This window comes from Marinigracilibium pacificum, assembly GCF_012926615.1.
GTDB classification, from domain to species: domain Bacteria; phylum Bacteroidota; class Bacteroidia; order Cytophagales; family Cyclobacteriaceae; genus Mangrovivirga; species Mangrovivirga pacifica.
Genome location: NZ_JABBNU010000011.1, coordinates 21,986 through 48,468 on the forward strand (window position 1 = coordinate 21,986; position 26,483 = coordinate 48,468).

At 36.6% G+C, this 26,483-nt stretch carries 24 protein-coding genes; 19 read left to right on the forward strand and 5 right to left on the reverse strand.

The window, feature by feature from the left end:
- Positions 1-2: 2 nt before the first annotated feature.
- The 9 genes from HH304_RS16855 to ftsZ all read left to right on the forward strand — a co-directional run bounded on the left by HH304_RS16855 (position 3) and on the right by ftsZ (position 11,430).
- Positions 3-1,466 (forward strand): UDP-N-acetylmuramoyl-L-alanyl-D-glutamate--2,6-diaminopimelate ligase, encoded by a 1,464-nt coding sequence (locus tag HH304_RS16855; protein ID WP_169684272.1) that lies wholly within the window; start codon positions 3-5, stop codon positions 1,464-1,466.
- Between the two features lie 5 nt (positions 1,467-1,471).
- Positions 1,472-2,695 carry a phospho-N-acetylmuramoyl-pentapeptide-transferase gene (gene mraY, locus HH304_RS16860; RefSeq protein ID WP_169684275.1) on the forward strand — a complete coding sequence of 408 codons (1,224 nt, stop codon included), beginning with the start codon at positions 1,472-1,474 and terminating at the stop codon, positions 2,693-2,695.
- Positions 2,696-4,051: a UDP-N-acetylmuramoyl-L-alanine--D-glutamate ligase gene (gene murD, locus HH304_RS16865; RefSeq protein ID WP_169684277.1), complete on the forward strand. Its 1,356-nt coding sequence runs from the start codon at positions 2,696-2,698 to the stop codon at positions 4,049-4,051. It abuts the gene before it with no gap.
- On the forward strand, positions 4,044-5,210 hold the full coding sequence (locus HH304_RS16870) for an FtsW/RodA/SpoVE family cell cycle protein (RefSeq protein WP_169684280.1): 1,167 nt from the start codon (positions 4,044-4,046) through the stop codon (positions 5,208-5,210). Before murD ends, HH304_RS16870 begins: the two co-directional genes overlap by 8 nt.
- Complete coding sequence (murG, locus tag HH304_RS16875) at positions 5,210-6,328, forward strand: undecaprenyldiphospho-muramoylpentapeptide beta-N-acetylglucosaminyltransferase (RefSeq protein WP_169684283.1); 1,119 nt, start codon at positions 5,210-5,212, stop codon at positions 6,326-6,328. Before HH304_RS16870 ends, murG begins: the two co-directional genes overlap by 1 nt.
- The gene (murC, locus tag HH304_RS16880) at positions 6,325-7,722 is read left to right on the forward strand and encodes a UDP-N-acetylmuramate--L-alanine ligase (protein ID WP_169684285.1); all 1,398 of its coding nucleotides are present in this window, start codon (positions 6,325-6,327) and stop codon (positions 7,720-7,722) included. The genes murG and murC overlap by 4 nt, the downstream gene beginning before the upstream one ends.
- Positions 7,719-8,483: a cell division protein FtsQ/DivIB gene (locus tag HH304_RS16885; protein ID WP_169684287.1), complete on the forward strand. Its 765-nt coding sequence runs from the start codon at positions 7,719-7,721 to the stop codon at positions 8,481-8,483. Before murC ends, HH304_RS16885 begins: the two co-directional genes overlap by 4 nt.
- Positions 8,484-8,518: 35 nt before the next feature.
- Positions 8,519-9,826, forward strand: coding sequence for a cell division protein FtsA (gene ftsA, locus HH304_RS16890; protein WP_169684289.1), 1,308 nt, complete (start codon positions 8,519-8,521; stop codon positions 9,824-9,826).
- A gap of 74 nt (positions 9,827-9,900) precedes the next feature.
- Positions 9,901-11,430 (forward strand): cell division protein FtsZ, encoded by a 1,530-nt coding sequence (ftsZ, locus tag HH304_RS16895; RefSeq protein ID WP_169684292.1) that lies wholly within the window; start codon positions 9,901-9,903, stop codon positions 11,428-11,430.
- Between the two features lie 389 nt (positions 11,431-11,819).
- Here ftsZ and HH304_RS16900 read toward each other — a convergent pair whose 3' ends face one another.
- Positions 11,820-12,359: an NADPH-dependent FMN reductase gene (locus tag HH304_RS16900; RefSeq protein WP_271711673.1), complete on the reverse strand. Its 540-nt coding sequence runs from the start codon at positions 12,357-12,359 to the stop codon at positions 11,820-11,822.
- A gap of 71 nt (positions 12,360-12,430) precedes the next feature.
- Positions 12,431-13,003: a thioredoxin family protein gene (locus HH304_RS16905; protein WP_169684294.1), complete on the reverse strand. Its 573-nt coding sequence runs from the start codon at positions 13,001-13,003 to the stop codon at positions 12,431-12,433.
- Between the two features lie 140 nt (positions 13,004-13,143).
- Here HH304_RS16905 and HH304_RS16910 point away from each other — a divergent pair, with 140 nt between their 5' ends.
- Positions 13,144-13,956 (forward strand): purine-nucleoside phosphorylase, encoded by an 813-nt coding sequence (locus HH304_RS16910; RefSeq protein WP_169684297.1) that lies wholly within the window; start codon positions 13,144-13,146, stop codon positions 13,954-13,956.
- Here the strand turns inward: HH304_RS16910 and HH304_RS16915 are convergent.
- Together HH304_RS16915 and HH304_RS16920 are read right to left on the reverse strand one after the other, a co-directional pair.
- Complete coding sequence (locus HH304_RS16915) at positions 13,953-14,696, reverse strand: GIN domain-containing protein (protein WP_169684299.1); 744 nt, start codon at positions 14,694-14,696, stop codon at positions 13,953-13,955. The two genes, HH304_RS16910 and HH304_RS16915, sit on opposite strands and share 4 nt — an antisense overlap.
- Positions 14,693-15,805 (reverse strand): acyloxyacyl hydrolase, encoded by a 1,113-nt coding sequence (locus HH304_RS16920; protein ID WP_169684301.1) that lies wholly within the window; start codon positions 15,803-15,805, stop codon positions 14,693-14,695. Before HH304_RS16920 ends, HH304_RS16915 begins: the two co-directional genes overlap by 4 nt.
- A gap of 129 nt (positions 15,806-15,934) precedes the next feature.
- Here HH304_RS16920 and gldA point away from each other — a divergent pair, with 129 nt between their 5' ends.
- The 8 genes from gldA to HH304_RS16960 all read left to right on the forward strand — a co-directional run bounded on the left by gldA (position 15,935) and on the right by HH304_RS16960 (position 24,316).
- Entirely contained in the window at positions 15,935-16,855 is a 921-nt protein-coding gene (gene gldA / locus HH304_RS16925) for a gliding motility-associated ABC transporter ATP-binding subunit GldA (RefSeq protein ID WP_169684304.1), read from the forward strand.
- Positions 16,856-16,858: 3 nt separating this feature from the next.
- On the forward strand, positions 16,859-17,587 hold the full coding sequence (gene gldF, locus HH304_RS16930) for a gliding motility-associated ABC transporter permease subunit GldF (protein WP_169684307.1): 729 nt from the start codon (positions 16,859-16,861) through the stop codon (positions 17,585-17,587).
- The gene (gldG, locus tag HH304_RS16935; RefSeq protein WP_169684309.1) at positions 17,581-19,278 is read left to right on the forward strand and encodes a gliding motility-associated ABC transporter substrate-binding protein GldG; all 1,698 of its coding nucleotides are present in this window, start codon (positions 17,581-17,583) and stop codon (positions 19,276-19,278) included. Before gldF ends, gldG begins: the two co-directional genes overlap by 7 nt.
- Positions 19,268-20,233, forward strand: coding sequence for a hypothetical protein (locus HH304_RS16940; protein WP_169684314.1), 966 nt, complete (start codon positions 19,268-19,270; stop codon positions 20,231-20,233). Before gldG ends, HH304_RS16940 begins: the two co-directional genes overlap by 11 nt.
- 67 nt (positions 20,234-20,300) lie before the next feature.
- The gene (locus HH304_RS16945) at positions 20,301-20,918 is read left to right on the forward strand and encodes a hypothetical protein (RefSeq protein ID WP_169684317.1); all 618 of its coding nucleotides are present in this window, start codon (positions 20,301-20,303) and stop codon (positions 20,916-20,918) included.
- A 2-nt stretch (positions 20,919-20,920) separates the two neighbouring features.
- Positions 20,921-21,211, forward strand: a complete 291-nt coding sequence (locus HH304_RS16950) for a winged helix-turn-helix domain-containing protein (RefSeq protein WP_169684320.1) — start codon at positions 20,921-20,923, stop codon at positions 21,209-21,211.
- Positions 21,212-21,262: 51 nt separating this feature from the next.
- On the forward strand, positions 21,263-22,639 hold the full coding sequence (gene creD / locus HH304_RS16955) for a cell envelope integrity protein CreD (protein WP_169684323.1): 1,377 nt from the start codon (positions 21,263-21,265) through the stop codon (positions 22,637-22,639).
- Positions 22,640-22,786: 147 nt separating this feature from the next.
- The gene (locus tag HH304_RS16960; protein WP_169684325.1) at positions 22,787-24,316 is read left to right on the forward strand and encodes a GH3 family domain-containing protein; all 1,530 of its coding nucleotides are present in this window, start codon (positions 22,787-22,789) and stop codon (positions 24,314-24,316) included.
- Positions 24,317-24,319: 3 nt separating this feature from the next.
- Here the strand turns inward: HH304_RS16960 and HH304_RS16965 are convergent, their stop codons facing one another.
- Positions 24,320-24,976 carry a hypothetical protein gene (locus HH304_RS16965; protein WP_169684327.1) on the reverse strand — a complete coding sequence of 219 codons (657 nt, stop codon included), beginning with the start codon at positions 24,974-24,976 and terminating at the stop codon, positions 24,320-24,322.
- Positions 24,977-25,267: 291 nt separating this feature from the next.
- Between HH304_RS16965 and dnaN the strand changes: the two genes are divergently transcribed.
- A complete protein-coding gene (gene dnaN / locus HH304_RS16970) occupies positions 25,268-26,392 on the forward strand; it encodes a DNA polymerase III subunit beta (protein WP_169684331.1) in 1,125 nt (374 codons plus the stop codon).
- Positions 26,393-26,483 lie beyond the last annotated feature (91 nt).

Sequence of the window (26,483 nt, forward strand, 5' to 3'; positions counted from 1 at the left end):
TAGTGAACAAGTTAAGCGACATATTATACAAAGTTTCAATCAGGCAGGTGAAAGGCGATACCGGGATGACTATCAGTGGTCTCGAAATTGACTCACGTGCTGTAATGCCTGACAGTTGCTTCGTCGCTATCAGAGGGACTGTCGCTGATGGACATAATTTCATTAGTAATGCTATAGAAAAAGGTGCTAAGGCAATCATTTGCGAAGCATTGCCTGATGAATTAAATGAAAAAATAACCTATGTGGCAGTTGAAGATTCAGCAGCTGCATTAGGTACCATGGCTTCGAATTTTTATGGAAATCCTTCCACTAAAATTCAGTTGGTAGGTGTGACAGGTACTAATGGAAAAACTACTGTAGCTACTATGCTATTTAGGCTTTTTCAGTCTCTTGGTCACAAGTGTGGATTGATTTCGACTGTTGAAAATAGAATTGGAGATGTTGTTATTCCATCTACTCATACTACTCCTGATGCTATCAGGTTGAATAGTCTCTTAGCAGACATGGTAAAAGATGGATGTACCTATGCTTTTATGGAGGTGAGTTCTCATGCATTAGTACAACACAGGGTTGCAGGGGTGAAGTTTGCTGGTGGTGTTTTTACTAATATCAGTCATGATCACCTTGATTACCATAAAACTTTTGATGCTTACATCGAAGCTAAGAAGTTATTGTTTGACGGATTGGGTTCCGATGCATTTGCTCTGGTAAATGTGGATGACAAGCGTGGGAAGATAATGGTTCAAAACACTAAAGCTTCAATAAATACATATGGTTTGCGTCAGCTTGCTGATTTTAAAGCCAGAATGATAAGTAATACCCTGCAAGGCATGGAGCTTCAAATCCATGACCAGCATGTTTGGTTTAAGCTAATCGGAAGGTTTAATGCTTATAATCTACTTGCTGTATATGGAGTAGCGGTATTACTTGAAGAAGATCCGACCGAGGTATTATCGGCAATGTCAGAATTAGCCGGTGCTCCTGGAAGATTTGAACTTGTGATTTCGCCTGCAGGAATAACAGGAATTGTCGATTATGCACATACTCCGGATGCTCTGGAGAATGTTTTAGAGACTATTACTGACCTTAGAACAGGAAACGAGAAAGTAATAACAGTAGTAGGGGCGGGTGGTAACAGAGATACTACCAAGCGTCCTGAAATGGCTGCCATTGCAGCAAGATTTAGTGACAAGGTTATTTTAACCAGTGATAATCCACGCTTTGAAGATCCAGTTGAGATCATTAAGGATATGGAGAAAGGTTTAGGGCCAAGTCAGTTGAAAAAGAAAGTTAGTCTGCCAGATCGTAAAGAAGCAATCAGGCTGGCAGTAAATTTTGCGGAACCCGGAGATATAATCCTCATTGCCGGAAAAGGTCATGAGACTTATCAGGAAATCGAAGGAGTGAAGCATGACTTTGATGACCGGGCTGTGTTGAAGGAGATGTTTGATATAATGAACGATTAAAAGCGATGTTGTACTATTTATTTGATTACCTGGAAAAACATTTTGATCTGCTTGGGGCAGGGGTATTTCAGTATATCTCTTTCCGTGCAGGAATGGCAGCATTGTTTTCATTGTTGATAACAATCATTTTCGGTAAAAAAATAATTCTCTGGTTGCAAAAAAAGCAAGTAGGAGAAACTGTAAGAGATCTTGGATTACAAGGACAGCTACAAAAAGCAGGTACTCCTACCATGGGTGGAGTAATAATACTGTCGGGAATTTTAATTCCTGTATTGCTGTTCGCAAAACCTGATAATATATATATCCTTCTGTTGATTGTAACAACATTGGTTATCGGTACAATTGGCTTTCTTGATGACTATATCAAAGTATTCAGAAAGAATAAGGAAGGATTGAGAGGGAAGTTTAAGATGATCGGACAGATTTCCTTAGGTCTGATCGTCGGACTGACTATGTATTTTCATGATGATGTGGTGATCAGGCAATTTGAAGAAGTAGATCCTGTAGCTCAAGTTGAAAATGTAGAGGTAGCTCAGGAATACGAAGATGTGAAGTCTACGAAAACGACTTTCTATTTTCTTAAAAATAATGATTTTGATTATAAGGAATTAACCGAGTTCATTGGTCTTCCTGATGATTTTACATGGCTGATATATACTCTGATAGTTGTCTTTATTGTAACTGCGGTTTCTAATGGAGTCAATATTACTGATGGTATCGATGGACTGGCGGCTGGAACTTCTGCAATTGTTGGTTTAACTCTTGCAATATTGGCTTACCTGTCTGGAAACGTTGTGTTTAGTCAGTATTTAAATATCATGTATATCCCGATGTCGGGTGAAATGGTGATTTTCTGTGCTGCATTTGTTGGAGCATGTGTTGGATTCCTTTGGTATAATGCTTATCCGGCACAAGTATTTATGGGTGACACAGGTAGTTTACCACTAGGAGGAATAATAGCTGTATTAGCATTAGCAATAAGAAAAGAATGGTTAATACCTGTGTTATGTGGAGTGTTCCTTGTTGAGAACTTATCAGTAATACTTCAGGTGAGCTATTTCAAATATACCAAGAAGAAGTATGGTGAAGGACGTAGAATATTCCTTATGTCTCCGCTTCATCATCATTATCAGAAAAAGAATTACGCAGAACCGAAGATTGTAACACGATTTTGGATAGTAGGAATCTTGCTGGCAATTATTTCACTAGCAACTCTGAAATTAAGATAAATGGCAGATAGAATAATCATATTGGGCGCTGGAGAAAGCGGAACGGGTGCAGCCTTGCTCGCAAAGAGCAAAGGGTTTGAAGTATTCCTTTCCGACAAGGGAGCTATTGCCGATAAGTATAAGCAACAGTTAAGTGATGCTGGTGTGTTTTTTGAAGAGGGCGGACATGATTATTCTAGATGGGTTGGTGCAGTTTTGGCTGTTAAATCTCCAGGTATACCACCTCATGCGGAACCGATTGCCTGGTGTAAGGAACAAAGTATTCCGGTAATCGGAGAAATCGAATGGGGTGCAAGGTTCACTAATAAACCTATTGTTGCTATAACAGGAACAAACGGTAAGACGACTACTACTTTATTAGCTCATCATTTGATAACCAGTAGTGGTTTGAATTATGCTTTGACCGGGAATGTTGGGAAGAGTTTTGCAAATGCTGTTATATCTGATGGAAAGTACGATGGATATGTAGTTGAGATCAGCAGCTTTCAGCTTGATGATATTGTTGAATTCAGACCACATATTGGTGTCTTATTGAATGTGACACCTGATCATCTGGATCGATATCAATATAATATGGATTTATATCTGGCTTCAAAAATGAGGTTGGTTATGAATATGAATGCAAGTGATTATTTCATTGCAAACACTGCAGATGAATATACTTCAAAAGGAGTTGATCAGGGATCGGGTGATTACAAGTTGATTTCTATTAACAAGGAAGGTAATACAGCTGATGTGTTGATAAGTGATGAGGCAATAGCTTTTGCGGTTGGAGGGAAGGAATTTGTTGTAGGTAATGATGAGTTGCCAATCAAAGGTCCGCATAATCAGGTGAATGCTGCAGCTGCTATTTCTGCAGCATTATTGACAGGTATTGAGCCTGAAGTGATTAAGCAACATTTAAAAAGCTTTGTAAATGCCCCTCATCGTTTACAGCTGGTAAGAGAGATAAATGGTGTAGAATATGTGAACGATAGTAAGGCTACAAATCTTGAAGCAGTATTCTATGCAATCAAGAGTTTTAAAAAGCCAATAATCTGGATTGCAGGTGGTGTTGACAAAGGAAATGATTATGAATTAATAAAACCTCTTATCAGAGAAAAGGTAAAATCTTTGGTCTGTATGGGGGTAGATAATAAAAAACTGGTTGAGTCATTTACAAACGAAATTAAGGTGTTTGATACTGATTCAATTAAAAAAGCATTGGCAGTGGCATATACTGAAGCTCAACAGGGTGATGTTGTGCTGCTTTCACCGGCTTGTGCCAGCTTCGATTTATTCAAGAATTATGAAGATCGCGGCAATCAGTTTATTGATGCTGTAAACAAATTAGGAGAGGGGGTGAGCAATGACTGAAAAAATTAAAGTATGGGCTCAGGAAAACCTGAAAGGTGATCCGGTAATCTGGGGTGTAATGTTCGGTCTTGGGCTGATCAGTATTTTTGTGGTGTATTCTGCGACTAGTACGCTTGCTCATAAAAATCAATTTGGTAATACCGAGTACTACCTTTTCAGACATACTATCCTTGTGTTTCTGTCATTCTTTACTGCTTGGCTGGCTCACAAAATTGATTTCAGGTATTTCAGTCTGTTGTCAAAACTGGCCTTATGGATAAGTGTTCCATTGCTATTGTACGCATGGTTATTTGGTAATACAATTAATGACGCCAGTAGGTGGATAACAATACCTTTAATTAACCAGTCTTTTCAGCCTTCTGACCTTGCCAAAGTTGCTTTGATAGTAGCATTAGCTTCTATGTTAAGTAAGAGGCAAATGAAGATCGAGGATGTCAAGATAACGTTGGTTCCGATTTTGATCTGGATCTTGATTGTATGCAGTTTAATTGCGATGACTAACATGAGTACCGCAATATTATTGTTCCTGACATGCATGTTGCTGATGTTTATTGGACGAGTTCCTGTAAAATATCTGGCTCTGTTAGTACTTGTAGGAGCCATTGCAGGTGCAGCAGCATTCACTCTTGGTCAGCGTGCAGAAACAGTGATAAGCAGGGTTGAACAATTCCTGGATGATGACCAGGTAGGGTATCAGGAAAAGCATGCTAAACTGGCAATTGCATCTGGAGGAACATTTGGTAAAGGTCCGGGTAAAAGTGATGAAAGAAACTTTCTTCCTTCGGCATATGCCGACTTTATATATGCAATTATACTTGAGGAGTATGGATTTGTCGGGGGGATCCTGGTATTGATTCTTTACCTGGTGCTTCTGGTGCGGGGTATGCGGATGGTGTCAAATAGTGAGAAGGCCTATGAAGGTCTTCTGAGTGCAGGGATATCCTTCTCCCTGGTACTTCAGGCTATGGTAAACATGGGTGTGGCGGTAGGCTTAGGTCCTGTTACAGGACTTCCTCTACCATTTGTAAGTATGGGAGGTACAAGTTTGTTGTTTACTGGTCTTGCATTTGGAATAATGCTAAGTGTAAGCAGGGGGCCTCAGGCATCTATTAATGAAGGAAGTGTTAAACAAGGAAAAAACTTTGCTAAGGCTGCATAATGAGTGATAAAAAACCATATAGAATAATCGTTAGCGGTGGTGGTACCGGTGGCCATATCTATCCTGCTATTGCCATTGCTCAGGAGTTTCAGCGCAGACATAAAGATGCGAAGATCCTGTTCGTGGGTGCTAAGGGTAAAATGGAAATGCAAAAGGTGCCTGAAGCTGGATTTGATATAAAAGGTTTGTGGATAAGCGGTCTTCAAAGGAAGGCTACAGTTAGAAATCTGCTTTTCCCGGTGAAGTTGATGAAGAGTCTTGTAGATGCCCGAAGAATTGTCAAGGCATTTAAACCTGATGTAGCTGTTGGAGTAGGTGGGTATGCTGCTGGTCCATTGTTATATGTTGCTGCGAAAAGAAAAGTACCAACGTTGATTCAGGAGCAAAACAGCTTTGCCGGATTAACTAATAAGTGGTTAGCCAAGAGTGTTCAGGTTATTTGTGTAGCCTATAAAAATATGGGAAGATTCTTCCCTCCATATAAAATTAAACTTACCGGTAATCCGGTAAGAGCTGAAATAGCTGAGAACCTTCCGTCAAGAGAAGAGGCAGCAAAACACTTTGGATTTGATAGTTCCAAGCCAGTTTTATTGATTATTGGTGGTAGTCTGGGAGCTAGAAGTATCAATGAAGGAGTATTACTTAACCTGAGAAAATGGACTAATGAAGGAATTCAGGTTCTTTGGCAGTGTGGGAAGTTTTATGAGGAAGAAATGGAAAGGCGTGTTGCCAAAATCACTGGATTGAATATGTCAATGGTGAAAGTGACTGCCTTTATTAAAGAAATGAATATGGCTTATTCATTGTCTGACCTGGTGGTAAGTCGTGCCGGGGCATTGTCAGTATCTGAGTTATGCCTGGTAGGGAAACCGGTGATATTCATTCCTTCGCCACACGTGGCAGAAGATCATCAGACAAAGAATGCTCAGGCACTTGAAGAAAATGGTGCTGCAATTTGCCTGAAAGATTCAGAGCAAACTGAAAAGCTGGGTGCTCTTGTGTCAGGTACTATCAAAGATGAAGAAAAGAAAAAGACATTAGGTGAGGCTATTAAAAAGATGGCATTACCAAATGCAACAAAAGATATAGTAGATGAAATTGAGAAATTGATAAAGTGAAAGTAACAGATTACGATAACGTGTATTTCCTTGGAATCGGAGGCATTGGTATGAGCTCTCTGGCCCGTTGGTTTGTAGATAGAAACAAACAGGTAGCTGGCTATGATCGTACACCTTCTCCTTTGACAGACAGATTGTCTGCTGAAGGTATGGATATTCACTTTGAAGATAATCTGAACTTTATCCCTGATCAATTTAAAGACCCGGAGACAACATTAGTGATTTATACTCCGGCAATTCCTAAAAACCATGCTGAGCTTAATTTCTTTAACTCAAGCGGATTTAAGGTTTACAAAAGATCTGAGGTTCTGGGTCTGATTACTAAAGACCATAAAACTCTTGCAGTAGCCGGTACTCATGGTAAGACAACCACAAGTACTATGCTTGCCCATCTTCTTTTTGATGCAGATATGAATATGGAGGGTTTGTTGGGGGGAATAGCTACAAATTATAACTCTAATCTTCTTCTCAATAGAAAAGACGAGGATCCGGTAGTTGTTGTAGAAGCTGATGAATTTGACAGGACTTTCTTAAGGTTAAATCCTAATTCTGCAATCATTACAAATATGGATGCAGATCACCTGGATATCTATGGTGATCATAGTGAACTGGTAAAGTCATTTAATGATTTTATAAAGCTGATACCTAAGGGGAATAAGGTTTATTTCCACTATTCGCTAAAAGATAAACTTGAAGATCAGGTTAGAGCGAATGGACAGGTAGGTATTAGTTATGGTATAAATGAAGGTGATATTCAGGCATCAAATATCAGGGTTGAGAATAATGCTTTTGTTTTTGATTTTGAGTACAAAAGTGCAGGGATAAAAATTGATGGACTGGTATTGCATCAACCGGGATTTCATAATGTATTGAATGCAATAGCAGCAGGTGCTATGGCTCTGGATAACGGACTGAGCGTTGAAAAACTGGTTTCAGGTCTTGATAGCTATCTGGGAGTCAAGAGAAGATTTGAATATATCAGTATTACTGAGAAGTCAGTTTTTATTGATGACTACGCTCATCATCCGACTGAAATCTCATCACTGGTTGATTCGGTAAGAAAGTTATATCCGGAGAAAAAAATGACATTGATATTTCAGCCTCATTTATATACGAGAACAAGAGATTTTGCCGATGGTTTTGCAGCATCTCTTGATAAAGCTGATGATGTGTTATTACTACCGATATATCCTGCAAGAGAAGAACCAATAGAAGGGGTAAACTCAGAGTTGATATTGGGTAAAATGAATAACCCGAATAAGATTATTGTTGAAAAAGAAGACCTGCTAGCCTTGCTAAGAGCTCGTGAGCCGGAGTTGATTCTAACTGTTGGAGCCGGAGATATCGATAGAGAGGTAATCAGGATAAAAAATATGATTGAGGCGGAGCTATGAAGTTTTTAAAGAAAATATCGATAAAAACCCCGGTGAAGATAATCATCCTGTTGGTTGTATTTTTCACCCTTGCGGGATTTGCCGGGAGCAGATATGGAAATAAAGTGTGCAATAAAATTGATGTAAAGCTTATCGGAATTGAAGATAACTACTTCATCAATGAAGAGGATGTTGTTTCTGCTCTTAGTTATGACGGGGTGCCTTTGTCAGGAAATAGTTTTGAGAATATCAACCTTAAAGATCTTGAAGGAAAGATTCGTAAGCAACAGTATATCAAATCTGCTGAAGTATTCAGAGGGCTGGGAGGAAACCTGGTGGTTGAGGCTGAATTGGTAAAACCGGTTGCACGATTAGTACAGAATATGGCTGCAGATGCATATCTGGGTGTAGATGGGAGAATCATTCCTATATCAGATCGATATACACCGAGAATGATGATTATAACTGGAGATTATGTTAAAACAATCATAACGGAAAAGGTTACTGAGCAGCCTGAAAGTCCGATAATGAATTTGATTGAACTGATAGAGAAAGATGAGTTTTTAAAAGCTCAGATATCTCAGATTGATATAGATAAGCAAGGAAATGTTGTTTTGTACCAGCAGGTAGGTAAGCAGCGTATCGAACTGGGAAAGCCGGTTAACCTTAAAAGTAAGTTGAAGAAGCTGGAGATCTTTTACAGTGAAATTCTGCCCAGGAAAGGATGGAATTATTACGAAAGGGTAAACCTTGCTTATGATGACCAAATAATTTGTGAATAGAATAAAAAAAACACCACCAATAAATTAACAGTATCATGGATAACGAGAAAATAGTTGTAGGCTTGGATATTGGAACCACCAAGATCGCAGCCATTGTAGGAAAGAAAAATCAGCATGGGAAATTGGATGTTCTGGGTATGGGACAAGCAGTTTCTGATGGTGTTGTGCGCGGTGTAGTAAATAATATTGACAAGACCGTTGCCGCTATACAAAAAGCTATCAGGGAGGCTGAAGAGCAGTCTGGTATTGATATCAACGTTGTGAATGTTGGTATTGCAGGTCAGCACATCAAAAGCTCAATGCACCATCATAGTATAACACGGATGACAGATGATGATGAGATCCAGGTTGAAGACGTAAACCGTCTTACAAATGAGATCTATCGTATTATGATGCCAGCCGGTAGTGAAATCATCCATGTGATGCCACAGGATTATATGGTAGATTATGAAGAAGGAATTTTAGATCCTGTAGGTATGGCTGGTACTAAGCTGGAAGCTAATTTTCACGTAATCACAGCCAAAACAAATGATATTAAGAATATTCATAAATGTGTTCAACGAGCAGGACTTGAGGTTGAAAATTTGATACTGGAGCCTCTTGCATCAAGCTTGTCTGTTCTTAGTGATGAAGAAAAAGAGGCTGGTGTTTGCCTTATAGATATCGGAGGTGGTACTACTGATATTGCAATTTTCCATGATAATATAATCAGACATACTGCCGTGGTTCCGTTTGGCGGTGATATCATCACTTCTGACATAAAGCAGGGGTGTAGTGTAATGCAGCATCAAGCTGAGTTGCTTAAAACCAAATTTGGAAGAGCAATAGCAGAAGAGGCAAGCCCAAATGAGATTATTAGTATCCCTGGTTTAAGAAACAGACCTCCAAAGGAGATTTCAATAAAGAACTTAGCCTTCATTATCGAGGCAAGAATGGAAGAAATTATCGAGTACGTGCATAGTGAGATAATTGCTTCAGGATATGACGAAAAGCTTGCAGCTGGAATTGTGGTCACTGGTGGTGGTTCACAACTACTTGGCATTAAGCAATTGTTTGAATACATGACAGGAAAAGATGTTCGCATCGGATTTCCGAACGAGCACCTGGGTAAAAGCAAGATCAATATCGTCAAGAGCCCGATGTATGCAACGGGTGTCGGGTTGGTATTGACAGGTTTCAGATCACTTGATGAGAGGGAGGAAAGATACAAATCATATCCTGCTAATCGTGAAGTTGGTAATGAAAACACAACAACCAAGGCCAACGGTGGTGATTTCTTCAGAAAGATCATTAGCAAAACCAAAGGGCTGTTGATTGATGATATCGACAATACAAATTATTAAAAACAAAAAAGAACTAACTAACCGTCTTGGGTAATTCCGGACGGCACAATAACCACAATTAAACCGTAGAAATTATGTCAGACAACGGATTTACTTTTGATATTCCTCAGCATCAGAAATCGATCATTAAGGTGATCGGTGTAGGAGGTGGTGGTAGTAATGCTGTAAACCACATGTATAATCAAGGCATTAAAGACGTAGAATTTGTCGTAGTTAATACCGATTCACAAGCTTTAAAGGCTAGTCCTGTACCAAATAGACTTCAGATCGGTACCAACCTAACTGAAGGACTAGGCGCTGGTGCTAATCCTGAAATTGGTAAAAATGCTGCGATTGAAAGTAAAGAGGAGATTAGAGAATTTCTAGGTGATGGCACCAAAATGGTGTTTGTTACTGCCGGAATGGGTGGTGGAACAGGTACAGGTGCAGCACCTCAAATTGCTCGAATTGCCAAGGATATGGACATACTAACCGTAGGTATTGTTACTGCTCCTTTTGGCTTTGAGGGTAAAAAGAAAATGGCAGCCGCAGAAGCAGGAATCAGAGATCTTAAAGATTGCTGTGACACTGTGATTGTCATTCTTAATGATAAGCTTAGGGAGATTTTTGGAAATCTTGCAATCAGAGAAGCTTTCGGTCGTGCTGATAATGTTTTGACCACTGCTGCAAAAGGTATCGCCGAAATCATTACTGTTCCTGGATATGTCAACGTCGACTTTCAGGATGTTAATACGGTAATGAAAAATAGTGGTGCTGCAGTAATGGGCTCAGCTCAAACTGAAGGTGAGGGTAGAGCACTTAAAGCAGCTGAAATGGCTATTAGCTCACCATTATTAAATAACAGGGATATTCACGGTGCTCAGAAGATTCTTCTTTCAATAATTTCAGGAGAAGAGGCTGAGTTACAAATGGACGAACTAACTGAGATTACAGAATATATCCAGGAAGTAGCCGGTGATGATGCTGAAGTGATCTTTGGTCACGGAATGGATCCTGATCTGGGAACTGCCCTTAGGGTAACACTTATCGCAACTGGTTTTGATGCTCCCAGTACGATAAAAGAGAATATAGAAGCAACAAACTCGAAGAAGGTCTTCGACTTAGAATCAAACAGGCAAATTAAATTATTCGGAGACGACAGTAGTTCAAAGTCATCAAAAAAAGAAAATCTTGATAATGGACCATCTCATTCACATGAGTTCATTGCAAGGGATGAAGAAAAAGATATCGCCAACAATCTTTTTGATCTTGATGATGATTTTGAAGTTGTCGACGAAGAGGAAGTTACCAATGATGTCATTAGTTCATCTTCAGATAATGGAGAAATCAAAAGAACTTTTGTTTTCAGTGAGATCGACCTTAAAAAAAAGAAACTTCAGGAACAGGCTTATGAGCGTAAGCAAAAGCTAAGCAATTACAATAACACTCCTGAAAAGAAGGATGAAGACTACAAGGAGAAATTCAAAGTACCAGCTTATTTAAGAAAGAAGGTTGATTTGAAGAATCCTCAGCATTCATCTGAGAGAAATGTAAGTAAATATAACTTAAACGACGACAACGAGATCCTTGGGAATAACAAGTATCTGCATGATAATGTAGATTAATCCCCAGCGATAAATTTATAATCATTCATTCTTTTGGAATACGTCCAAAAGTAAAAAGTTACATGCAGTTATGGTGGTGTAGAAAGGACATAGGCTGCCACTTTTTCGTCTGGATTGATAAATTTTTTCCATAAACTAAAATTTCGGGGCGAAGGTCTGTGTTCCTTTTTTTAAGCTTTCATTAGCTGTAAAAGTACTTTTTTGTATTTCGGTTAGTTAGGTGGTAAATACCGGCCACATTTTTTGCAGAACGATGGTTTACAATTCTTGCTGGCCGGTATTTTTTTTCTAACCTATAAGACTTGGTTAGTTAGGTAGAATGCCGGAATTTTTTGCGTTTCCCCTGGTCCGGGATTAGCTTTAGTGCTACGCTTCCGGCATTTCTTTTTTTAAAATTCTAGAAATGCATCGACTTGCTCGTCGATTAATTGCTTATATAAGTCATTAAGGATTTCTTCTCCATCAAAATTTTTATGAATAAATGATAGCTTTGGCTTCTGTGCCAGCACATTTGTTCCACAATAATTTAATATATCTGTAAGGTGACTCAAAGCTAGTCCTGCTCCCTGAACTCCTGATGAAAGTCCCACTAACGCACTTTTCTTTTTAGCAAAAGTATTAGGGTACTCCATGCCATCAATAAATGCTTTCAATACTCCCGGAAATGATCCATTGTATTCAGGAACAATAAAAATGTATTTTGTAGACCTTAACATTTGCTCCCTGAATTCGTTGAAAACCTTGTGTTTACCGGCGTTTTCATACAATGCCGAGAATACAAAGTCTTCGGGAAGCTTGTTTAAGGATATTATTGATGCCTCTATCCCTCGATCTTTAAGGCAAGATTGATAATATAGTGCCAATTTTGGGCTTACGGCATCTTTTCGGTTTGTGCCACTTATAATTGTGTAGATTTCTTCGTTTTTCATATAAAGAATATGCAATTCGCATACTTACCTTTTAGAACGGTAAGGGCTTGTATTTATTCTGAATTAGTTAATTATTTGGGTTCGTTGCCCGGCTTCCATTTTATATTACATCCCATACTTGGGAGTTGTTCCTGAGAGACATCATCTCCTGATAATACAGCTTCCAATACTTCAGATAAGTCATCTCCCGTTACAGGAATATCATTGCCCGGACGTGATTCATCAAATCTTCCTCTGTATATGCAAAGTAAATTTTCATCAAAAACAGAAAAATCAGGAGTGCATGCTGCGTCATATTTTTTTGCGACTTCCTGTGATTCATCAAATAAATATGGAAAAGGAAAGTTTAATGCAGTAGCAAGTTCTTTCATCTTTTCAGGTGAGTCTTCTGGGTATTTTTCTATGTCATTAGAATTAATGGCAATGAAATTTATACCTTCAACCTCATACTTATCTGCAATTTCTACGAGTTTTTCTCTAATATGTATCACATAAGGACAGTGATTACAAATGAAGGCAACCACAGTGGCTTTTGAACCTCGCAGATCATTTAGTGAAAAAGTTTTACCGGTAATGGTATCCTGAAGTTCAAAATCAGGAGCATTAAATCCTAGCGGTATATTTTTTGTTGGTGTAAGAGCCATTGGTTTCTTTTTTTGTATCAGTTCAATTGTCAATTATGATTCAAAATTATTGATTAATAGAAAGGAATGCATCCCGGGATTGAATAAATTGATTTCAAAATTGATATTTTTAAGGCCAAACATATAAAAAATAATCCATTATGCTTGATCAACTTAACGAATCACTGGCAGTAATTAAAGAATTGGATATTGAAAAACCTGAATTTGGTATTATTCTCGGTACCGGACTTGGGAAGCTTGTTGACAAAGTAGACATTCAACAGACGATTTCTTATGATGAAATCCCTCATTTTCCAATTTCAACAGTAGAGTCCCATTCCGGGCGATTGATTTTCGGGAAAATTGAAGGTAAATCAGTTGTAATTATGCAAGGTAGATTTCATTATTATGAAGGATATTCCATGCAGCAAGTTACCTATGGAGTTAGAGTTATGAAACTTCTGGGAATTAGTAAGTTGATAATTAGTAACGCAGCCGGAGGTCTTAATAATGATTACGAGAAGAGTGATCTCATGATTATCGAGGATCATATTAATTTATTCCCTGAAAATCCGTTAAGAGGAAAAAATGAGGATGAACTTGGTCCTAGATTCCCTGATATGTTTGAGCCATACGATAAGAAAATGATAGCTATGGCAATGGAGTTTGGCAGGGATGAAAAAGTTCGAGTACACAAGGGTGTTTATGCGGGTGTACAAGGGCCAAACCTTGAGACTCCGGCGGAATATAAATTCCTTAGAATAATTGGTGCTGATGCTGTTGGAATGTCTTCAATACCTGAAAATATTGTAGCTGTTCACATGGGGATTCCTGTTTTTGCAATCTCGGTAATAACAGACCTATGCACCCCTGAAAAATTAAAACCAGTATCCATTCCGGAGATAATTGCATCTGCAGAGGTAGCCGAGCCTGCTATGACTCGAATTATCGCAAAAGTAATTGCAGAAAGTTAATTTTGAAAAATCAATTTTCCGGTACTGATCTCCTCAACAGATACTTCATCTGGAGAATTTATAGAAATTACATTTCCAAAACCATAGATTAATCCTGTTAACTTGACTTCAGGGTTAATCTTTGCATCATTTTTTCCGCTGTATCTTAAATCAAGGTTTTGAACAAGTAATTGAGAAGCATCAAAATGTCCGAAGTTGTTACTGTAATAAACATGTAGAGAATCAGCTTTACCAGTCATATTAATGTTAGAAAAGCTATTGTTAGAAATACTGGCAGCCTTTACATTAGCAAAGTTAATATCCATATCGCCCATACCATCTTTTACAGTAAGCGAAAAGAGGTCAATATCATTGCTTGTATTTAATTCTATTTCACCATAACCTTCATAAAGAATATTGATTTCAGGTTGTATCGGAATGTGGATTTTAGTCTCAACTGGAGATCTAACCCATGAGCATGTATTTTGATCGGTGATATAAAGTGTATCCCGGTAAACAGTTGTTTCAATTTTTGATAATAGATTAGCAGGACCTTCAACTTTTATTGTTTCAGTTTGATCATCGCTAAAAGAAACATCTACACCTGTTGAAAGAATAATGTATTTATATGAATCAACAGCTCTTTCTTCAAAAGAATGGTCACCAGCAGATTTGAAACAGTCAAAAGCTTCCGGATCATTGCATGAATTATAGACTATTACAATTGTAAGCAATAAAAATATATTTAATCCTGTTCTCATAACGCTCCAAATATTCCAAATTCTAAATTTTCAGCTTTTCCGCCATGGGCTCTTAACCCTAAATGAACTCCAAAGTTTTTAGTTACATGGTACCTTGCAGAATATCTTTGATAGATATGCTGTCCTCTTTGTGCTTTATTATATACATAGTATCCTAATTGAAATAAAGATGCAAAACGACCCATATCGACTTGATATCCTGCTGTCAGTCCAACTCTTCTAAAGTCCGGAGGTGTGCTATTCATAAACTCAGGCATTCTGCTCATGTGCTTTTTTATCGCCAGGTTGTGAAAGTAATCAAGTCCTACAGCCCATTTACCTCTGTTTTGTACAATTGGATAATAAAGGAACGAGGCATTATAAAATTCTTCTCTTTCATCAGTATCAAATGAACCTTCTTGTTGTACTCCTGAAGAAACTGTTAAAGCAAACTTCACATCCGTAATATCTTTATGTGAAATTTGAGTTTTAACTGGCTCTTGATCACTAAAGTCTTTAGCAGGAGTATATTTTAATCCTAAACCACTATTTACAAGATTGATTCCTTTATTAGGGTCTGAAATAGAACCGTTACTTGCATGAAACATACCGATGCTCAAGTACACTTTCCAGTTTTCATTAACCAGGTAATTAATAGTCAGGTCAGCCCTCATGACAGTATTAAAAGCCGTACCTAGTAAAACATTTTTGTTATTAGTCTCAGCATCAAAAGGCTTGTTTGTGTAGCTAATTCCTGCTCCAGGAGCAAAATCAATCACAACTTTTCTGGTTGTAATCAAATTAAATTGAATTGTCGAAGTTAAGCCTAGCAAGCTCCCCATATATTGTTGATTCAAATCAAAATAATTGAAAGAGAACTTAAGGGTAGGCAGGTTGTAATCTTTCTCCCATTGACGGTAGCCGCTTGTACTTTTCAGTAAGTGAAATGCAAAGCCCGTTGGTCTGGCATTTTGTGACAGGATACCAACTTCAGGACCATGTTTCATTATAAAACCTCGGTTAAATTCTGCACCATAAGTATATTGGTATTGAGAATTCTTTCCTTGCCCCACTGTTAAAAAATGTGAACCCAAAACCAGGGTTAAAACGCTTAAAATCCTGAAATTCATTAGCTTAAAAGAAAATAAGAGGCGCAAATTTACCAACTGGGTATGTAATAGACAATATAAAAGGGATCACAAATTAAAATTCTATTAAATTAGCACATAATTTTCATAGCTTTGCATCCAAATAGTGCAATGTCAATAACCGTAAATAACATATCGAAGAAATTCGGCAATCAGCTCGCAGTTAATAACTTATCTTTTGAAGTTTCCAAAGGAGAGATACTGGGGTTTCTTGGTCCCAATGGCGCCGGAAAATCAACAACCATGAAAATATTGGCTGGGTATATTCCTCCTTCCGAAGGAAATGCTACAGTTTGTGGTTTTGATGTCGAGAAAGAAGCCTTATCTGTTCAGAAGAATATTGGATATCTCCCGGAGCATAATCCAATGTACCTGGATATGTATGTTCATGAGTTTTTAAAATTTTGTGGAAAGCTCCAGGGTTTAAGGGGAAGTAGCCTGAATTCCAGAGTAAAAGATATGGTTGAGCTTTGTGGGTTATCCAGAGAGCAAAATAAGCAAATCGTTACTTTATCGAAGGGATACCGACAGCGTGTCGGATTGGCAAAAGCATTGTTACATGATCCTGAAGTGTTGATACTCGATGAGCCAACAAGTGGTCTTGATCCAAATCAGATTCTGGAAATCCGAAGCGTGATCAAGGAAGCTTCAAGAGATAAAGCAGTAATCTTTTCAACTCATATAATGCAGGAAGTTCAGGCATTGTGTGACAGAGTTGTTGTTATAAATCTTGGATCAAAAGTAGCTGATAAACCAGTTGAAGGGCTTGGACAAGAGCTATTTAAAGAAAAGGTTGTGATCATTGAATTTCTTGAGGATGCTTCCGAAGAAATTTTTCTAAATATAGAGGGAGTGAAGTCTGTTAAAAAAGTTACAGGTAAGAAATTCCTTATTAGTAGTGCTGAAGAAAAAGATATTCGTCCGGTTTTATCTTCATTTGCGGCAGGTAACAACCTGACAATTGTAGGGCTACAGCAAGAGGAGCGTACACTTGAAGAAGTATTTCATAAATTAACAGGAGGGGGGAAATAAACTATGTGGACAATTTTCTCTAAAGAACTCAATACTTTTTTTAATTCATTAATTGCTTATTTGGTAATTAGTGTGTTTTTAACTGCTGTCGGTTTATTAGTTTGGGTTTTTCCGGATACTTCAGTTTTGAATTATGGATATGCAGATTTGGAAACGTTATTTGCATTTAGTCCATATGTGTTTATGTTTCTGATTCCGGCCATCACTATGCGAATGTTTGCTGAGGAAAAGAAATCCGGAACAATGGAGCTGCTGTTTACCAATCCGGTAAGTGATAATGCCTTGATCCTGGGTAAATATCTATCTTCTCTGGTTATAGTCTTTTTAGCAATAATTCCTACGGTTGTTTACTATTATTCATTAGTGAAATTAGGGCAACCTGAAGGCAATATAGATAGTGCAGCAGTATTTGGTAGTTATGTAGGTTTACTTCTTTTAGGTGGAGTATTTGCAGCAATAGGAATATTGTCAAGTGCAATTACCGTGAATCAGATAACATCATTTATCATCGCTGTGTTTCTTTGTTTCATAATGTATTCAGGATTATCATCACTTGCCAATGTAAATGTTTGGGGTGATGCATCATTACTTTTGTCTCAATTAAGTTTGAGTTATCATTACGAGGCATTAGGAAAAGGCCTTATTGATTCAAGAAATGTAATTTACCTGGTATCAGTGATAGTAATTATGCTTGCTATTACCAAAACTGTGTTGTCATCGAGAAAATGGTAAATCAAAAGAAATTAGCATCAATATTGAATCTTGTCATTATCATATTATTTATGGTATTGATAAATCAGTTGGCATTCAGATATTTTACAAGAATAGATCTTACAGAAGATCAGCGATATACAATCAAGGAGCCTACAAAGGAGCTTCTGGGGCGGTTAGATGATGTAGTGTATGTTGAAGTATATCTTACCGGGGAATTACCTGCCGGATTTGAGCGTTTTAAAAAGGGTATAGCTGAAATGTTGAAGAACTTTCAGGTTTATGCTGGTAAAAATATCCAATATAAATTTGTGGATCCGTCAATTGCCCAGTCAACTCAGGCTCGAAATGCTTTTTATCGAAGACTTGTTGATAAAGGGATTCAACCAACTAATTTATTTGATAATGAAAATGGAAGTCGAGTTGAAAAGCTTATTTTTCCAGGAGCCCTTGTTTCTTATGGAGGTACTGAAGTAGGAGTAAATCTATTAAAAGGTAACAGGGGAGAAACCGCAGAAGAAAAATTAAACACCTCTATTGAAGGGCTTGAATATGAATTGGCATCAGCTATTAAGCAGGCTTTGGGAATTGAAAGACCAAAGATTGGAATACTTAATGGTCATGGTGAAGCAGATTCGGTATCAATTGCCGGGGTTTCAAATTTGATTGCTGAAAAATATGATGTAATTGAGTTGGATTTGACAAAAGCAAAAGACCTTTCAGGTTTTGATGCAGTTTTAGGAATTCAACCTAAAAGCCGATTTGATGAATCAGATTTATTTAAGCTTGATCAGTACCTTGTTACCGGTGGGAATTTATTGCTATTCGTAGATGCTGTAAACGTAAATATTGATAGCGCAGGTAATGGTACAGGAGGGACAATAGCTGTGCCCGTAGATTTAAATTTGACACCTCTTCTCTTTAAACACGGTTTAAGAATTAATAATAACCTTATTCAAGACCTTAATGCAGGATCTTACCCTGTGGTAGTTGGCAACTTTGGTCAGGATCCTCAGATAAAACCATTACAGTGGCCTTATTTCCCATTATTTAATAATTATACTGATCATGAAATAGTGAAGGGGCTGGATGTTACAGAAGGTAAATTTGTTAGTACAATTGATACTGTGGCAAGTCCAGGTATTAAAAAGAATTTCCTTATTTATTCAAGCCAGTATTCACGTGCATTAAATGCTCCTCTTCCTGTTGATATTAATGATATGCGGGATATTGTTGAGGAGAATTTTGTAAATCAAATCCCTCTCCCTGTAGCTGCTCTAAATGAAGGTAGTTTTACCTCAATGTTTGCCAATAGGTTTTTACCTGAAGGTATAAATAAGTCTTCGTTTGTGTCATCTGGTGAAGGAGGGAAGTTACTTGTAATGGGGGATGGAGATTTTCTTATTAATGATATCGGAATACGTCAGAATAGACCACTTCCAGTTGGCTTTGATCAATTTACCCAAACTCAATATGCAAATGGAGAATTTCTGATGAATGCTTTGAGTTATATGATTGATGATCAGGGTATCATCCTGGCAAAGAATAAAGAGATAAAAATCCGACCTTTAAATAAGGTTAAAGTAGAAAATGAAAAAGGCTTCTGGCAGCTGGTAAATCTTGCATTACCGTTGATCCTTATAATTCTATTCGGAATAATAAAGGCGGTAATCAGAAAAAATAAATATACTCGATTTGGTAATGGTCAATAATTCAAATAAAATACGAATTGCAGTTATAGCCGTTTTGCTTCTGGCAATATTTGTTTTACCTGGTATCATTGATCGGGATCAAAGTCTTGAAGTTGAACCAGATAAATTTGCTGTTTCTGATACAACAGGGTTAGACAAGATTGTTTTAGGGATGCCAAATCAAGATTTTGTTTTAGAGAAAAAGAGCGGAAGATGGTTTATCGGAGATATGGCAACAGATGCCGCATTGGGTGATGTGATTCTCGCGGTTATTAACAGGTTAAATATTAAAAGATCCGTTCCGGAGTCTCAGGTAAATGAGGTTGTAAGTGAGTTAAAAGCAACTGGAGTTAAAGTTTCTGTTTATCGTGATGGAAATCTTGAACAAGAGTATATAGCCGGAGGTAATGCCAACAGAACAATTTCATACCTGGCAGACACTGATTTTAAGAATGTTTATATCGTGAATATTCCAGGTTATCAGGATTACGTGACCGGTATTTTTACCTTAAACAAATTAGCGTGGAAATCAAAAGATCTCTATCAAGGGGATTTCAGAACTATGAAATCTTTTGCAATTGTTAATGGCAAAGGAGATACAGCAGTAAGCCTAAAAAGTAGAGGGGTCTATTTTGAAGTTAATAATTTATCAGGTCAGCTTGATTCTACAAGGATGGATCAATATTTAGGAACTTTATTTAACCTAAGAATCGATACTCACCTGGATCCCAAAGATTACCCTCAATACAGTGATTTTGTCAATTCAAACTCACCATCATTTAGTTTTATAATTGATGATGTGAGCTTTCAGCAACCATTGTCATTAGCATTTTATCCGGTTCCGGGTAGAGAAGGGTTTTATTTCTGTAAAGAGAATGATTTATTGGCTGTTTTTAGGCAGAATGACCTTGAACAGTTAATTGTTCCACCTCAATATTTCCAGAAAGATCAAGGAGGTAATCAAAAACTTTTCTGATTTAGCAATTCATATTTTGAGATTTGAATTTTTTGATTTACTTTGTATCATAAAGTACTTTTGAAACATGGAAAATAGAGAAAAATATATAGATGATCTCAGGGATATTCGTGAAATGATGAATAGATCTTCACGATTTATTTCATTAAGCGGAATGGCTGGGGTGTTCGCCGGGATTTTTGCTTTGATAGGAGGGTATCTGGCCTATATGTTGATTTATAATGGAGATAATCAGGTGGGTAGGCCTCCAATTGTTTTATCTAAAGATGCAGTTATACAGTTATTGATTATAGCTGTAGTTGTCATCTTTGCAGCTATCTCTGCCTCTATATTTTTCACAGTTAGAAAGGCTAAAAATAAAAATCTGCCAATTTGGGATACACAAACAAAGCGTTTGCTGGAGAGTTTTCTTGTTCCATTAGTTGGTGGCGGGTTAGTATGCTTAATCTTATTATTGAAAGGATATATCACTATATTACCTGGTTTGACACTTGTCATATATGGTATGTCATTAATTAACGCTTCTTCAGTAACATATAAAGAAATCAAAAGCCTTGGTATTGCTGAGATGATTCTTGGAATAATTGCTACAATATTTACTGGATATGGATTGTTTTTCTGGATGGTTGGGTTTGGAGTATTACATATTGTATATGGTATTATAATGCAAATCAGACATAGTTAATTGTGAAGGAGTTTTTAAAAGATCTGAATAAAGCATTTGAAAATAAAGTCAGGCTGGGAATTATGTCAGTTTTGATGGTGAATGAGTCTGTAGATTTTACTGAGCTTAAAAATCTACTTGGAGTTACAGACGGAAACCTGGCTGGTCATATTAAATATTTAGAGAAATCAGAGTTTATTTCCTTTGAAAAAGCATTTATTGATAATAAACCAAATACAAAATATATGGCAACTAAAAAAGGTAGAGACGCATTTACCAGGCATATAAAAGCTATAGAAAACCTATTGAAATAATTTTTTTACCACACTACTTTGAAATATAAAGTACTTTAAAAATCTTAAAAAATGGAACCTGAAAACAATGAAAGACATGAAGTCAAATCAATATTTGACAGACTTGTAACGAGCATTAGAAATTCAGTAATGTTAAAAATGCTCGTTGTTGGAATTTTAATTCTTCTTTTGCTGATTCCTTCCCAAATGATTATCAGTTTGATAGAAGAAAGAAGAAACTTGAATGATTTCGTAACTGATGAGGTAAGTGAAAAATGGGCAGAGGGTCAAACAATAGCTGGACCAGTTCTTACAATTCCAGTAATAAGCAAAAAAATAAAGAAGCGGACCGAAAATAATGAAATTGAGTATTCATACACCACAAGTTATCTTCATGTACTTCCGCAAACGTTGAATATAAATGGGGAAGTAGTACCTAAAAAGCTAAGCAGAGGTATATACGAGGCGGTAGTTTATGAAGGAGATATTAAAATAGACGGTGATTTTACTTTTGATTCCAAGGAAATAATTTCAAGTAATGATAGCATAGACTATAAGAATGCATTTCTAACTATTGGTATTTCAGATTTGAGAGGAGTTGAAGAAAGAATAGTTATAAACTGGAATGGGAATAAGGCTAAGGTGAAGCCGGGTAGTAAGGTCAGAGATTTAATTGAGTCTGGCATTACAGCAACAGTTAATGCAAATGAGATAGAAGGTAAAACCATTCCTTTTTCATTGAATGTCAAATTAAAAGGTAGCTCAAACTTGTCATTCGTTCCTGCGGGAGGGGAGACAAACGTCAACATGAAATCAACTTGGCCGTCGCCAAAATTTGATGGAGCAATTATTCCTGACAAACGTAATGTGACTGATGCAGGCTTTACCGCATTTTGGCAGACTCTTGAGATAAACCGAAATTATCCGCAAATGTGGTATGGAGATGAATATGATCATGCATTTAACTCTTCAGCTTTTGGTTTATCATTGTTGAATCCTGCTGATCAATATCAAAATACTTTAAGGGCTGCCAAATATTCTGTTTTAACAATTACCTTAACCTTCCTTGTTTTTTTCTTAGCTGAAGCACTTAAAGGGCAAAGGATTCATCCGTTTCAATATATTCTGGTAGGGTTTGCTCTCTGTTTATTTTATGCATTATTAGTAGCGCTAAGTGAGCATATGGATTTTAATGTAGCCTATCTTATTTCATCAGTTTCTATAATAGGAATGATTTTCTTTTACTCACTTAAAGTCTTTCATTCTAAAAAATATGCATTGATGCTACTTGGGTTACTTACGGCTTTATATAGTTTCCTTTATGTAACCCTAAAATTGGAAGACTATGCCTTATTAATGGGAACAATTGGTCTGGCAGTAATTCTTGCATTAACAATGTACTTGACTAGAAATATCAATTGGTATAAACTTAGCACAGAAACAGCCTGATACTGTACTTAAATTATTATTTTGATAAAAGGAGATGCTCTAAAATAATAAAGCATCTCTTTTTTTGTGTATGATTTACCAATAACAAGTTGCTTTGAAATCAATTATTTATATTTAATCATATACTAAATAACCGTGATTATTTAAATGGCAATATTAGGTAATATTATTAAGTCAGCATTAGAGTTTAGTGAGAAGGCGCTTCCGGAGGCATCACCTGTTGAAGAACAAAAAGAAGTTTTGCTAAAACTACTTAAAAAAGCTTCAGCCACTGCTTTTGGTAAGTATTATGGATTCAGTAATATTTTGAAAAGCAATAATCCTGAAGGTGATTATAGCAAAAGTGTTCCATTTCATGATTATGATGCCATTTATGATCGGTGGTGGAAGCAACAAATAAAAGGAATCGGCGACATAACCTGGCCAGGTAAGCCTGACTATTATGCATTAAGCTCAGGCACTACAGGAAGTAAGCCAAAGAAAATTCCTGTGACGAATGATATGCTTAATTCTATAAGAAAGGTGGGAGTAATGCAGCTTTTGTCGGTATCCAACTTTGATCTTCCTGCTAATTTTTTTGAAAAGGAAATTATGATGCTGGGAAGTAGCACAGACCTGAACTTTTCAGGTGATCATTATGAAGGTGAAATTAGTGGAATTTCAGCAAGCAACATTCCATCATGGTTTAGAGGTGTATATCGCCCGGGTGTGGAAATTGCATCCACAGATGACTGGAATGAACGAATTTCTAAAATTGTAGAAGACGCTCCATCATGGGATATAGGTGCGATTAGTGGAATTCCGTCTTGGAATGAATTAATGATTAAATCTATTGTTAAGCATTATAAGCTTGAAAATATTCATGAAATCTGGCCCGATTTATCAGTCTTTGTTTCTGGGGGAGTTGCCTTCGGACCATATAAGAAAAGCTTCGACAAACTTTTAGGAAAGCCAATCACGGTAATTGATACCTACCTGGCATCTGAAGGTTTCTTAGCTTATCAATCAAGACCAAACAAAGACAGAGCAATGAGGCTTGCTGTAAATGCAGGGATTTATTTTGAATTTATTCCTTTTGATGATAAATACTTTGACGATACCGGGATGGCTTTGCCTGAAAGTCCGGTAGTTAATCTTAGTGGAGTTAAAGAGGGAGTAGATTATGCTTTGGTTATATCAACTGTGTCAGGAGCATGGAGATATTTAATAGGCGACACAATTAAATTTACAGATGTAGAAAAGGCTGAAATTGTTATAACTGGTAGAACCAAGCATTTCTTGAATGTGGTAGGTTCTCAATTATCTGTTATGAAAATGAATGATGCTATTAAGCATATTGAAGAAAAATTTAAAATGGCAATTCCTGAGTATACCGTTTCTGCAGTACGTGAGAGCGATGGAGAATATTACCATCATTGGATATTAGGATCAGAAAATGCTAAAGACCCAACCGAAGTGGGGGTAGAATTAGATAAATATTTATCAGAGGTTAATAAAAACTACAATGTAGCAAGAGGAAAAGCTTTACGTGGAATCAAATTAAAGATTGTTTCACCTTCGGTTTTTTATGACTGGAATGAAACCGTAAAGAAAAAAGGAGGCCAGGTTAAAATGCCTAGAGTAATGAAAGAAGAAGATTTTATTGAATATCAGGAATTTATTCAACAGAAAGTTTGAGGATTAGTCAGTTGTAATATCATTTTCCTTCTCGATGATAACCATAACCTCTTCAGGCGACAAATAAAGCTCTCTGATTCTTTCTCTGTAGTCTTCTGGAATATCAGATCTGGTAAGAATAAACTCTTTTGTCTTTTTTACCATTCTTCCTAAACCATGATTAATTGCATATATATCTGCTGTTTGTTCAGAGCTCATCAAGAAGGTTTTGTTTAATGTGTAACTCAGGCCAAATCCTAACATGTTAATGCATGACCTGTCTTTATAATCCATTATATGCCCTAATTCATGAGCCAACCAACCAATTAAGACATCATGAGGAAGTTCTTCAACAGGAATGGAGCCATTTGTGAGCTGAAGCTCAGGTGTGATTTTTACCTTATAGCTTCGATTTTCCTTTCTTTTAAAAATATCCTTAATATTAGGCTGAGCCTGCATAAATGATTTTCGGATATTTTTAGTAAAAACGAAATCTATTTTAGTGTCAATAAGTTCAGGATAAAATTGAAGTGTTTCATATACCTGGTCTTTTATTCTTTCAGGGATATTTTTTCCAGCCATCACTCTAATCGAATCAGAATTCTGAGCTAGGCAAATTCCTGATTGATTGATTAGAAAAAATAGTAATAAAATGTATTTAGCTGAATAGTTGATCTTCATGTTTGCAAAGCTACAAAACATAATTTGAAAAGGAAAGTAATTGATATTCAGTGTACTTATGATGTAATATTAAATAAGAATATTATAAGTTAATTGATTAAGAAGGATGTTTGTGAAACTATTTTCAGATATTTATTTGAAATTGCTTTGATATGTTATTGAATACGGTAATTTTATTTCTTTAAAATTCCTTTAAGGAAAATGTAAGGAAAAGCTATTTGTTTTTTTAAACTTAAGCTCTTTATTTTATCTTTACGCCCATTAAACTGAATCTAAGATTTAACAGTTACTATGAAGTTCATCGTTTCATCATCAGCTTTATTGAAGCAACTATCCGGAATCAACGGAGTTATCACGTCAAGTCCGGTTGTACCTATATTAGAAAATTTTTTATTTGAAGTTAGTGAAGGCAAGTTAACAGTAACAGCTTCAGACCTTCAGACCAGTATGATTACTGAGATTGATGTTGAATCAAAGGAAAGTGGAAGTATTGCTGTTCCGGCAAGAATTTTACTTGACACTTTGAAAAATCTTCCTGAACAGCCGGTAACATTCTCGATTGATGAAGATACATATGCTGTCGAAATCAGTTCTGATAATGGTAAGTATAAGCTTTCTGGAGAAAATGCAACAGATTTTCCTAAGGTACCGACAGTTAATGATGGTTATTCTTTTAATATCAGTACAGATATCTTCTCTAAAGCAGTAAATAATACAATCTTCGCTACTAGTAATGATGAACTTAGGCCAGCAATGACCGGTGTTTACATGAAGTTAACTGATACGAATGCTACATTTGTTGCAACTGATGGACATAGGTTAGTAAGATATCGAAGGGTAGATGTTGCTGAAGATATTGATCATCCGATCATTATACCTAGAAAAGCATTAAACTTATTAAAATCTACTCTTCCTTCTGATAATACGAATGTTAATGTTGAATATAATGCTACAAACGCATTCTTCAAGTTTAACAATATTCAGATGATCTGTAGACTTATAGATGAGAGATTCCCGGATTATGAAAATGTAATTCCGATGGATAATGATAATGAAATGTCAATTGATAAATCTGAATTTTTAAGTTCATTGAGAAGGATCTCTATCTATGCGAATAAGACAACGCATCAGGTAAGGCTTAAAATTACAGGAAGTGAATTACAGATATCTGCAGAAGACCTTGACTTTAGCAATGAGGCTAATGAAAGATTAAGCTGCGAACATGATGGAGACGATCTTGAAATTGGATTCAATGCTAAATTTTTGATTGAAATGTTAAACAACATTGATTCAAAAGAGGTAATGATGAAGTTTTCAGCTCCAAACAGAGCAGGTCTGATCTTCCCTAAAAATGGTGATGAAAATGAAGATGTGTTGATGTTAGTAATGCCTGTTATGTTAAGCAATTATAATTAAGAACATCACAAAATATTAATAAAATCCTCCCCATCGGGAGGATTTTTTTTTATAATTTTGGTTGATTTAGAAATAGTAAATAAAAATATAA